This window comes from Actinotalea sp. (genome assembly GCF_041597215.1).
Taxonomy (GTDB): domain Bacteria; phylum Actinomycetota; class Actinomycetes; order Actinomycetales; family Cellulomonadaceae; genus Actinotalea.
On sequence record NZ_JBFHHB010000107.1, the window covers coordinates 1 to 10447 of the forward strand.

Annotated in this window: 12 protein-coding genes and 1 tRNA gene; 4 read left to right on the plus strand and 9 right to left on the minus strand. The window is 72.7% G+C overall.

The genetic code is table 11. The features are described from left to right. Nucleotides 1-25: 25 nt before the first annotated feature. Nucleotides 26-430 carry an FKBP-type peptidyl-prolyl cis-trans isomerase gene (locus ABWK99_RS09085; protein WP_372594378.1) on the minus strand — a complete coding sequence of 135 codons (405 nt, stop codon included), beginning with the start codon at nt 428-430 and terminating at the stop codon, nt 26-28. 169 nt (nt 431-599) lie between these two features. Here ABWK99_RS09085 and ABWK99_RS09090 point away from each other — a divergent pair, with 169 nt between their 5' ends. After that, nucleotides 600-1457, plus strand: a complete 858-nt coding sequence (locus tag ABWK99_RS09090) for an alpha/beta fold hydrolase (RefSeq protein ID WP_372594379.1) — start codon at nt 600-602, stop codon at nt 1455-1457. Beyond that, entirely contained in the window at nt 1450-2079 is a 630-nt protein-coding gene (locus ABWK99_RS09095) for a TetR/AcrR family transcriptional regulator (protein WP_372594380.1), read from the plus strand. The genes ABWK99_RS09090 and ABWK99_RS09095 overlap by 8 nt, the downstream gene beginning before the upstream one ends. Before the next feature lie 63 nt (nt 2080-2142). On the opposite strand, the gene ABWK99_RS09100 is transcribed toward ABWK99_RS09095, so the two are convergent. The 7 genes from ABWK99_RS09100 to ABWK99_RS09130 form a co-directional block, all read right to left on the minus strand. Then, complete coding sequence (locus tag ABWK99_RS09100) at nt 2143-3000, minus strand: Bax inhibitor-1/YccA family protein (protein ID WP_372594381.1); 858 nt, start codon at nt 2998-3000, stop codon at nt 2143-2145. A gap of 147 nt (nt 3001-3147) precedes the next feature. Continuing rightward, nucleotides 3148-3221: transfer RNA gene (locus ABWK99_RS09105), tRNA-Leu, on the minus strand. 42 nt (nt 3222-3263) lie between these two features. Further along, a complete protein-coding gene (locus ABWK99_RS09110) occupies nt 3264-4688 on the minus strand; it encodes an NAD(P)/FAD-dependent oxidoreductase (RefSeq protein ID WP_372594382.1) in 1425 nt (474 codons plus the stop codon). A 70-nt stretch (nt 4689-4758) separates the two neighbouring features. Next, on the minus strand, nt 4759-5598 hold the full coding sequence (locus ABWK99_RS09115; RefSeq protein ID WP_372594383.1) for a uracil-DNA glycosylase: 840 nt from the start codon (nt 5596-5598) through the stop codon (nt 4759-4761). A 24-nt stretch (nt 5599-5622) separates the two neighbouring features. Further along, complete coding sequence (locus tag ABWK99_RS09120; RefSeq protein ID WP_372594384.1) at nt 5623-6579, minus strand: exopolyphosphatase; 957 nt, start codon at nt 6577-6579, stop codon at nt 5623-5625. Nucleotides 6580-6656: 77 nt separating this feature from the next. Continuing rightward, nucleotides 6657-7166 (minus strand): DUF501 domain-containing protein, encoded by a 510-nt coding sequence (locus ABWK99_RS09125; protein WP_372594385.1) that lies wholly within the window; start codon nt 7164-7166, stop codon nt 6657-6659. Nucleotides 7167-7171: 5 nt separating this feature from the next. Then, nucleotides 7172-7783, minus strand: a complete 612-nt coding sequence (locus ABWK99_RS09130; protein ID WP_372594386.1) for a septum formation initiator family protein — start codon at nt 7781-7783, stop codon at nt 7172-7174. Nucleotides 7784-7887: 104 nt separating this feature from the next. On the opposite strand from ABWK99_RS09130, the gene ABWK99_RS09135 reads away from it, so the two are divergent. Both ABWK99_RS09135 and ABWK99_RS09140 read left to right on the plus strand, forming a co-directional pair. After that, nucleotides 7888-8247, plus strand: a complete 360-nt coding sequence (locus tag ABWK99_RS09135; protein ID WP_372594387.1) for a PadR family transcriptional regulator — start codon at nt 7888-7890, stop codon at nt 8245-8247. Further along, entirely contained in the window at nt 8244-8909 is a 666-nt protein-coding gene (locus ABWK99_RS09140; RefSeq protein ID WP_372594388.1) for a hypothetical protein, read from the plus strand. The genes ABWK99_RS09135 and ABWK99_RS09140 overlap by 4 nt, the downstream gene beginning before the upstream one ends. A 93-nt stretch (nt 8910-9002) precedes the next feature. On the opposite strand, the gene eno is transcribed toward ABWK99_RS09140, so the two are convergent. After that, nucleotides 9003-10283 carry a phosphopyruvate hydratase gene (gene eno, locus ABWK99_RS09145; protein ID WP_372594389.1) on the minus strand — a complete coding sequence of 427 codons (1281 nt, stop codon included), beginning with the start codon at nt 10281-10283 and terminating at the stop codon, nt 9003-9005. Nucleotides 10284-10447 lie beyond the last annotated feature (164 nt).

The following is a 10447-nucleotide window of genomic DNA, read 5'->3' on the forward strand; positions in this document are numbered from 1 at the left end:
GGTGGCCCGGACGCGCAGCGGTGGATCAGCGGTGGCGGGTGCCGACGACGTCCACGACGAAGACGAGGGTGTCCGTGCCGCCGATGCCCGCCTGAGGCATCCCGCGCTCGCCGTAGCCGAGGTGCGGCGGGATCGACAGCAGGAGGCGGGAGCCGACCTGCGTGCCGACGATGCCGTCGTCCCAGCCGCCGATGACGGCGCCGACGCCGATCGGGAAGGAGATCGAGGAGCCGCGGTCGTAGGAGTTGTCGAACATCCGGCCGCCCCAGATCTGGCCGAAGTAGTTCACCTCGAGGTCGTCACCGGCCTCGACGGTGTCGCCGGAGCCCTGGACGAGGACCTCGACAGCGAGCTCGGCAGGAGCCGGGCTCTCGGGGAAGGTCAGGACGGGCTTGTCGCCGAAGCCGCCGGAGGCGGTGGGCAAGGACATGGGTCGGACCTCTCTGGTCGGAAGCGGTGCTCGTGCACCGGGGACCATCGTGCCCGATCCCTCGCCCCGACGCCGCACCGGACGGGCCCACCTCGTGCGTGAGGCGGCCGGACATGCCCGGCGCGGGGACCGTTGACAGAGTCGGCTAATAGCATTAGCTTCTCTGCTCATGGACCTTCACCACCTCCCGCGACCCGAGGGTCGCATCGCGTGGACGAGCCAGGGCAGCGGCCCGCTCGTCCTGCTCATCCCCGGGATGGGCGACATCCGCGCCACCTGGCGCGAGCTCGTGGGCCCGCTCTCGACGACCCACCGTGTCCTGACCATGGACCTGCGCGGCCACGGCGACTCCGACACCACCTTCACCCGGCACGGGGACGAGGTGACGGCCGAGGACGTCCTCGCCCTGATCGAGCACGTCGACGCCGGCCCCGCGGTGCTGATCGGCAACTCGATGGGTGCCAGCGCTGCGGTCTGGGCCGCGGCCGAGCGGCCGGACCTCGTCAGCGGCCTGGTCCTCGTGTCGCCGTTCCTGTCCGAGCCGAACCCTTCGCGCGCCCTGCGTGCCGTGATGCACGCCGCCTACCGGCTGCTCTTCGCCCGCCCCTGGGGCGCTGCCGCGTGGACGCGCTACTACGCGGGCCCGCTGAACCGGGGCCGCACAGCCGCGTGGCTCCCGGAGCACACCGCCGGGATCCGGTCGTGGCTCGCGCGGCCCGGCGCCCTGCGCTCCCTGCGCGACCTCATGCTCCAGCTCGATCACAGCGGCGTGGCCCAGCGTGCCGAGCGGGTGGCTGCTGCGGGGACGCCGAGCCTCGTCGTCATCGGCGAGCGCGACCCCGACTACCGCGACCCGGCAGCGGAGCTCGAGCGCGCCACGGCGACCCTTCAGGGCGAGGGCCTCCTCGTCGCCGAGTCGGCCCACTACCCCCAGCACCAGGCTCCCGAGACCGTCCTGCCCAGGATCGAGACCTTCCTCGGCCGGCTGAGGTCCCCGGGCTCCGGATGGCTCGCCGCCCATGCCTAGGGCCGGACTGAGCCGTGCGGCGGTGGTCACCCTCGCCCTGGAGGTGGTCGACACCGAGGGCTTCGCCGGACTGACGCTCGCCGCGGTCGCCGCCCGGGCTGGTGTCGCCGTCCCGAGCCTGTACAAGCATGTCGGCGGGCTGCCCGACCTGCGCCGTGCCGTGGCCCTGCGCTGCGTCGAGGAGTTCACCGCACAGCTGCGCACGGTCGCCACCACCGAGAGGACGGGCCCGCCGGACGAACGTGCCGCGCAGTCCGTGCGCGCACTGGCCCGCGCCGTTCGCGCGTTCGCCCTTGCCCACCCGGGCCGCTATGCCGCCGTGCAGGGCGGCGCCTGGGCCCACGACCCCGGCGCGAGCGAGATCCACGAGGCGGCCGGTCGCTCGGTCGCCGTCATCGCCAAGGCCCTGGAACCTCTCGGCCTGGCGCCCCGCTCAGGCGCCGGAGCCACGGCTCCGCTCAGCGAGGTCGACGCGGTCCGCACGGTGCGTGCGCTCGTCCACGGTTTCGTCATGCTCGAGCTCGACGGCGGGTTCGGGCTCCCCGACGACGTCGAGCGCAGCTTCGAGCGTGCGCTGGACCTGATGATCGCCGGGTTCCTCGCCCTGCGGGCGGAGGGCTGAGTCAGGGGCCGGGCACGGGAGAGCCCCCACGACGCATCGTCGTGGGGGCTCGTCCGCCCGTGCTCAGTCGTTCCGCAGGATCGCGAGGATCCGCAGGATCTCCAGGTACAGCCAGACCAGGGTGACGATCAGACCGAAGGCGGCCGACCACGCGTACCTGACCGGAACGCCCTGCTGCACCCCTCGCTTGATCGAGTCGAAGTCGACGATCAGGGACATCGTCGCGAGACCGACGGCGAAGAGGCCGACGGCGATACCGATCCAGCCGTTGCGCAGCGGACCGAACCCGGCGCTCGCCACGAAGAAGGACAGCCCGAAGTTCAGCAGCGAGAAGAGCAGGTACCCGACCATCGAGATCATCAGGAATCGCGTGAACTTGGGGGTGACGCGCACCTTGCCGGAGGCGTAGAGCGCCAGCGCCGCACCGAAGGTCGCGAAGGTGGCCAGGACGGCCTGGAGGACGATCGGCTCCGCCGTCCCGGTCGCGGTCCCGTCGACGGTCAAGTTCTGGAACAGGTAGCTGATCCCGCCGAGGAAGACGCCCTGGGCGATCGTGTAGGCGACGATCAGGACGGGGCTCGGCTCCTTCTTGAAGGCGTTGATCAGGCCGAGCACGAGCCCGACGATCATGCCGACGAAGAAGAGTCCCGGCGCGACGTACCAGGTCACCGCGGCGACGGCGACGAGAAGGGCCAGCAGGCCCGCCGTCTTGATGATGACGTCGTCGTAGGTCATGCGCATGGTGTCGCGCGTGGTCGCCGTCGGGGCGCCGTACATCTGCTCGAGTGAGGCGGCGTCCATCCCTGCGGAGGCGGCCGTCCCGGTGCCGGCAGCCTGGTACGGGCTGGGCTGGATGGTCGTCGTGCGGCCTCGGCGAGGCTCGCCGAAGATCGCGCTGTTGCTGAAGACGGGGTTGCTCACTGTTCCTCCTGGTCGCTGCGGCGCCGGTGGCACTGCGGGGTAGCGGCCTCTGTCGTGGTGTCAACGTCCAGCCCAGGCCCCGTGTTCCCATCCTCTCGGAGAAGGCTGGACGTCCCCTGGGAGGACGCGCCGGACCGGCCTGCGCGGTGCCCCCGGCAGGGCTCGAACCTGCACTGGACCGGGTTTAAGCCGGTTGCCTCTGCCGTTTGGGCTACGGGGGCTCGCCGCGCTCATCCTGCCAGCCCGCCCCCGGCCGCTGCCCGCTACGTCGCGCTGCTGTCGCCCTCGGCGGCCGCGACCGAGCCGGCGATCTCCGGGTCCGCCGGCGCGGCGGGCTCCGGACGGGGCGCCCCGGGGACGGAGGCCGCCCGGAACTCCGCGCGCGGGTCGTGCAGCGCACCGAGCGCGACGACCTCCCGCCGGAAGAACATCGTCGCGGTCCACCCGGCGGCGATCTTGACCTTCCGGTTCACCATCGGCATCGCGTACACGTGGTAGGTCCGGTGCAGGATCCACGCGAGCAGCCCGCGGACCTTGTAGCGCCCGAGCATCTGCGCCACGCCCTTGTGCATGCCCAGCGAGGCGACGGCCCCGACGTTCGCGTGCTTGTAGGGCGTCGGCTCGTGGCCCTGGAGCACGCGCACGAGGTTCTCCCCGAGGTGGCTCCCCTCACGGAGGGCGTGCTGGGCGTTCGGCGGGCAGAACGCCCCGGGGTTCGCCAGGTCGGGGACGGCCGCGCAGTCGCCCGCGGCCCATGCTCCGTCCACCACGCTGCCGTCCGGGCGCACGACCTGCAGGTCGGCGGAGCAGGTGACGCGGCCCATCTCGTCCAGCGGGAGGTCGGAGTTGACCAGCACGGGGTTCGCGCGCACGCCGGCCGTCCACACGATCGTCTCGCTGTCGAACTCGATCCCGCTGGAGAGCACGACGTGCCGGTCGACGCAGGAGGTGAGGAAGGTGTTGAGGTGGATGGTGATGTTGCGGGTGCGGAGCTGCTCGAGGGTGTAGCCGCCGAGCTCCTCGCCGACCTCCGGCAGGATGCGCCCGCTCCCCTCGACGAGGACGAAGTGCAGGTCCTCCTCGTTGACCGAGGGATAGGCCTTGATCGCGTCCCGGGCGAGGTCCTCGAGCTCGGCGATCGCCTCGATCCCCGCGAAGCCGCCTCCGACGAAGGTGAAGGTGAGCATCCGGCGACGCAGCTCGACGTCCCAGGTGCTCGCCGCGAGGTCGATCCGGCCCAGCACGTGGTTGCGCAGCGCGATGGCCTCCTCGACGTTCTTGAAGCCGATCGCCTCGTCCGCGAGGCCAGGGATGGGCAGCGTGCGGGCGATCGAGCCGAGGCCCACGACGAGGTGGTCGTAGGTGACCCAGTACGGCTCCCCCTCCTCGGGCGCGATCTGCACGCGGCGCTCGGCATGCCGGATCTCGGTGACCTTCCCCTGGAGCACGTCGGCCCCTGGCAGCGCCCGGCGCAGCGGTGCGACGGCGTGCCGCGGATCGATCGACCCGGCGGCGACCTCCGGCATGAACGGGTAGTAGGTCATGTAGGACCGTGGGTCCACGACGACGATCGCGGCCTCGTGCTTGCCCAGCCGCTTGAGGAGCCGACGCGCGCTGTACAGCCCGACCGTCCCTCCGCCGAGGATGAGAACACGAGGGATCTTGCGAGGGCGTGCGGGAGCGTCCATGGAGCAACGGTAGATGCCTGGCACAGACCCGACAACACGACGGCACGAGCGCCACCCCGGCCCCGGTCGCTCAGGCCAGGCCAGCCGCCCCGGCTGCCAGCCGCACGGCATCGTCGAGCATGGCGAGCGTGAGCCGGCCCGTCGAGGTGTTCTGCTGGGAGACGTGATAGCTGCCCACGAGCCGCACGACGACGCCGTCGGGCCGGGTGAGCGCTGCGACGGCACCGTGGCCGAAGCGCGGAGCCGGGCGGGGCACCTGCCAGCCTGCGTCCCGCGCCGCGTCGAGCGAGGCGGCCCATCCGACGGCGCCCAGGGCGAGGACGGCCCGCACGTCGGGGAGCAGCGCGAGCTCGCGGCGCAACCACGGGGCGCAGGCGTGGCGCTCCTCGGTCGTGGGCGCGTTGCCCGGGGGGACGCAGCGCACCGGCGCGATCATCCGGGTGCCGATCAGGCGCAGGCCGTCCCCCGCGTCCAGGCTCGTGGCCTGGTTCGCCAGTCCCGCGCCGTGCAGCGCCCGCACGATCCACTCCCCGGACCGGTCGCCCGTGAAGAGCCGACCGGTGCGGTTGGCCCCGTGCGCCCCCGGAGCGAGCCCGACGACGAGCAGTCGAGGGTCCTCGTCGCCGAAGCCCGGTACCGGGCGACCCCAGTACGGCTCGCCCGCGTACGCCCTGCGCTTGGTGACCGCCACCTCCTCGCGCCAGGCCACCAGACGTGGGCAGGCGCGACAGACCGACGAGAGGGCGTCGATCTCGCCCACCGTCCCGCAGCGGGCGGCGAGGCGGAGCACCTCACGAGGATGTCTCGCGACGGGTGTCGCAGCCGTTGCCGGGTCGCCCGGCCAGCCGGTGCCAGGCGTCACGGGCGAGTCGAACCCCGCGCGCACGCGCGGGTGGGGAAGGGAGCTCATCCCCCGATCCTGCCCCCGCGCCGCTCAGCCGCGCTCGGCCGCGCTCCAGGCGATGCCGTCGAGGATGTCGTGCTCCGAGGTCACGACCGTGCGCAGGTCCCCCCCGGCCCGGCCGACCTCCGCCCGCACCCTGCTCACCACGCCGGACCACACCAGGGCACCGGCGCCGATGACGTCGACCCGCCCCGGGTGCATGAACGGCAGGGCGGCGCGCCGCTTGACCGTCATCCCCAGGAGCGTCCGGCAGGAGGCCAGGACGGTGTCGACGGGCAGCACCGAGCCGTCGATGAGCGCGGGGTCGTACTCCTCGAGGTCGAGGGCATGGGCCGTGACCGTCGTGACCGTGCCGGCCAGCCCGACGAGCGTCGCCGTCCGGCCGAGCGGGACGGCCTTGCCCGCCCTGTCGAGCGCCGCCTCGACATCGGCGCTCGCGGCGGAGACCTCCTCGGCGGACGGTGGGTTCCCGGCCAGGTGGCGCTCCGTCATCCGCACGCAGCCGACGTCCATCGACCACGAGGCGACCGGAGAGGTGGTGCCGAGGACGAGCTCCGTCGAGCCGCCACCGAGGTCGACTACGAGGAAGGGCCCGGGGAAGCGCCCGGCGAGGGCCCCGGTGGCCCCGCGGAACGCGAGCGCGGCCTCCTCGGTGCCGCTGACGACCTCCGGCTCGACCCCGAAGGCCTCCCGGACGCCGTCGACGAACTCCTGGCGGTTCTCCGCGTCACGGGAGGCGGAGGTCGCGACGAAGCGCACCGGGCCCGCACCGAGCTCACGGGCCTCCGCCGCGTAGCGCCGGCAGGCGTCCAGGGTGCGCTCCATCGCCTCCGGGGCGATCCGCCCGGTGCGGTCCACGCCCTGACCGAGCCGGACGACCTCCATCCGGCGGACGACGTCGGTCAGCGTTCCGGCCGCGAGGTCGACGTCGGCGACGAGCAGACGGATGGAGTTGGTCCCGCAGTCGATGGCTGCCACACGAGTCATGGGCCAAGCCTGCCAGGTCGGCGAGGCCCCGCCGACCGCGGGATCGACGGACCGTAGGGCCCTCGGGGGACGTGCCCTCAGGGACAGGTGCAGGTCTCGGGGCGCCAGGTCGGCGCGATCAGGGCGAGCGCCTCGTCGCCGAGCGGGGAGACCCCCGGGCCCACGGCGAGCGCGTGCCCGACGAGCACGTGCAGGCACTTGACCCGGGTCGGCATGCCGCCTGCGGAGATGCCGGCGATCTCCTCGACCTCGCCCAGCTCGGCCCGGCGAGCGAGGTAGTCCTCGTGGGCACGACGGTGACCGGCGGCGAGCTCCTCGTCCTGCTCGAGGCGCTCGGACATCTCCTTCATGACCCCGCTCGCCTCAAGGGTGGAGACGGCGGCGACGGCACGGGGGTGGGTGAGGTAGAAGGTCGTCGGGAACGGGGTGCCGTCGGGAAGCCGGGGCGCCGTCCGCACGACGGTCGGACGCCCGCAGACGCACCGCGCCGCGATACCGACCACGCCACGCGGGACACGGCCCAGCTGCTCCTGGAGGGTGGCCAGGTCGGCCTCGGTGACATCGCCCGGCCCGGGCTGGGGGTTCACCTGCGTCACTCGCCTGCTCCGTCGTCCGTGCCGTCGGCGTCCGCGACGCCGCTGGCGCCGGCGAGCTCGACGGAGTCCCAGATCGTGCTGTACCAGGGGGCGGTCGAGCCGCCGATGGGCAGGGCCGCGCCGGAGGTGGCCTCGGGGTCGGTGCTCTGCACGGCGGGTGCCTCGACGACGACCTCCGGGTCGATGACCCGGTAGGCCGTCTCCCCCGGCATGACGTACCCGAGCCGTTCCCGGGCCTGGGCGACGACGTAGGCGTCGGTGCCCCACCGGTCGAGCTCGCTCTGCAGGTCCGTCTCGCGCTGCTCCGCTGCCGCCACGTCCGCGGCGAGCGCTCCGAGGAGCTCCTGCTGGCCGAGGTAGCTCTGCACCGTCGGGAAGACGATGATGAAGCCGAACAGCAGCGTCACACCGAGCACGATCGACCGGATCGAGAAGATCCGCGCGCGGCTCGGCAGGTCCTCGCCCGAGCCGCGCTCGCTGCGGGCGGTGTCGCGACGCCGGGCGCCCGCCGAGGGCGCCGAGACCGGACGATGCGATGCCGGCCGCCCCGCGTGCCCGGACGCGCCCGTCGCTGCGCGGGCGCGCGGGGACGCAGGGCGGCGGGACATGACTCGATCCTGCCATCTGGTGGACCGGCATCTCGGCAGACACCCGGAGCCGACCGCGATCCTGGCCGTTGACGGTACCTTGCCACGCCGGTATCTTGCGACGCATGGCACCTGAGCCGACGACCGTCGCTCGTACCGAGCTCCTCAGCCACCTGCGGCGAGGCACGCTCGAGTACTGCATCCTCGCGCGCCTGCGGGATGCGCCGTCCTACGGCCAGGAGCTCGCCCGGGCTCTCGGCGCCGAGCGCACCCTGGTGGACTCCGAGGGCACCCTCTACCCCCTGCTGGCACGTCTGCGCCGACGCGGCTGGGTCGAGACCCTCTGGCAGGACTCGCCCAACGGTCCACCACGCCGCTACTACACGCTCACCCCGGACGGACGTGAGGCCCTCGCCGGCTTCACCGAGGTCTGGGCACCGTTCGCCTCTGCCGTGTCCCGATGCCTGGAAGGAGAAGCGTCATGATCGACTCACGACCGGGGAGCGGCCTCCTCGACGCCTACCTGGCGGACCTCGAACGCCGACTGGCCGCGGCGGACCCCGGCGAGCGGGCGGACATCGTCGCCTCCGTGCGCGAGCACGTCGAGGCCGACCTCTCCGCACTCGGCAGGCCGGCGACCTCGGCGGACGTCCAGGCGTCGCTCGCGACGCTCGGCTCGGTCGACACCGTCGTCGCAGCCTGGGCTCCGGACGGAGTGGCATCCAGCGCCCTGACCCAGGTCGGGACGGGCGCGGTCGGCGGTCCCGATCTGGGGCCCGCTCCCGGCTGGTCCCCGGCCGGAGGCTGGGCCGCTCCCCCACCGGCGGCCGCACCCCGGCCCACCGAACCCTTCTCCCGGCGCGAGGTCCTGCTGCTCACCCTCGCCCTCGTGGCCGTCGTCGCTCTCGCCCTCGCCTACCCGCTCGCGTGGCTGCTCCTGCCGCCTGCTCTCCTCGTCTTCGGCGTGGTCGGCGCCAGGCGTCACCCGGGGCGGCGTGCGCCCTACGTGGTGACCGCCGTCGTCGCCGGTGTCCTGCTCTCGCTCTCGCTCCTGGTCGCCCCGCTGCTCAGCCTCGTCATCGTGGGCTCCGGCTCCGTCGAGGAAGGCCCGACGATGCAGGTCGAGCCGGCCGACCCGACGGACTGATCCGCTCGCCCCCCGGACGACCGAAGGGCCCGGCACCTGGGTGCCGGGCCCTTCAGTCGTTCAGAACAGCTGGTCGTTCACGAGCGGGAGGGCTCAGGCCTTCCAGCGCGGGAACGCGCTCGCACCGGCGTAGCGGGCGGCGTCGTCCAGCTCCTCCTCGATGCGGAGCAGCTGGTTGTACTTGTTGATGCGCTCGCCACGGGCGGGAGCACCCGTCTTGATCTGGCCCGAGTTGGTCGCGACGGCCAGGTCGGCGATCGTGACGTCCTCGGTCTCCCCGGAACGGTGCGAGACCATCGCGGTGAAGCCGGCGCGCTGCGCCATCGTCACGGCGTCGAGGGTCTCGGACAGCGTGCCGATCTGGTTGAGCTTGACCAGCAGCGAGTTGGCCGACTTCTCGGCGATGCCGCGGGCCAGGCGCTCCGGGTTGGTGACGAACAGGTCGTCGCCGACGATCTGGACGCGGTCGCCGACCTTGGAGACCAGCTCGGCCCAGGTGCCCCACTCGTCCTCGGACAGCGGGTCCTCGATGGAGACCAGCGGGTAGTCCGCCACGAGCTGCTCGTAGAAGGCGATCATCTCGGCGGGCGTGCTGGCCTTGCCCTCGAACTGGTAGGCGCCGTCCTTGAAGAACTCGGTGGCGGCGACGTCGAGCGCGAGCGCGACGTCCTTGCCCGGGACGAAGCCGGCCTGCTCGATCGCGACCAGGATGAGGTCGAGAGCTGCCCGGTTGCTCGGCAGGTTGGGGGCGAAGCCGCCCTCGTCGCCGAGACCCGTGGACAGACCCTGCTTCTTCAGCACGGCCTTGAGGGAGTGGTAGACCTCTGCGCCGGTGCGCAGGGCCTCGCGGTACGTGGACGGGCCGATCGGCGCGACCATGAACTCCTGGATGTCGACGTTGGAGTCGGCGTGCGACCCACCGTTGAGGATGTTCATCATCGGCACGGGCAGCACGTGCGCGTTGGGACCGCCGACGTAACGGAACAGCGGCAGGTCGGCGGAGTCGGCAGCGGCCTTGGCCACGGCCATCGAGACGCCGAGGATGGCGTTCGCGCCGAGCTTGCCCTTGTTGGGCGTGCCGTCGAGCTCGATGAGGGCCTGGTCGACCAGGCGCTGCTCGGTCGCCTCGAACCCGATGAGCTCGGGGGCGATCTCGTCCATGACGGCGCTGACGGCGTCCTGGACACCCTTGCCCAGGTAGCGGGCCTTGTCGCCGTCACGGCGCTCGACGGCCTCGAACGCACCGGTGGAGGCGCCCGAGGGCACTCCGGCGCGAGCGATGGTGCCGTCGTCGAGGGCGACCTCGACCTCCACAGTGGGGTTGCCGCGCGAGTCAAGGATCTCGCGGGCGCCTACGGCCTCGATTGTGGCCACGGAAGCTCCTTCGGACGAACGATTCGTGGATCTGCTGGACAGTGCTCCGGCGCCACCCGCTCGCTGGTGCGAACGGTCGGCGGCCGGTTCCGGCCGCCGGTCTTCGTCAACCGGCCACCGTCCAGCGTAGTGCCGTTCCGCGCCGATGGGTCGGGACGTTCGAA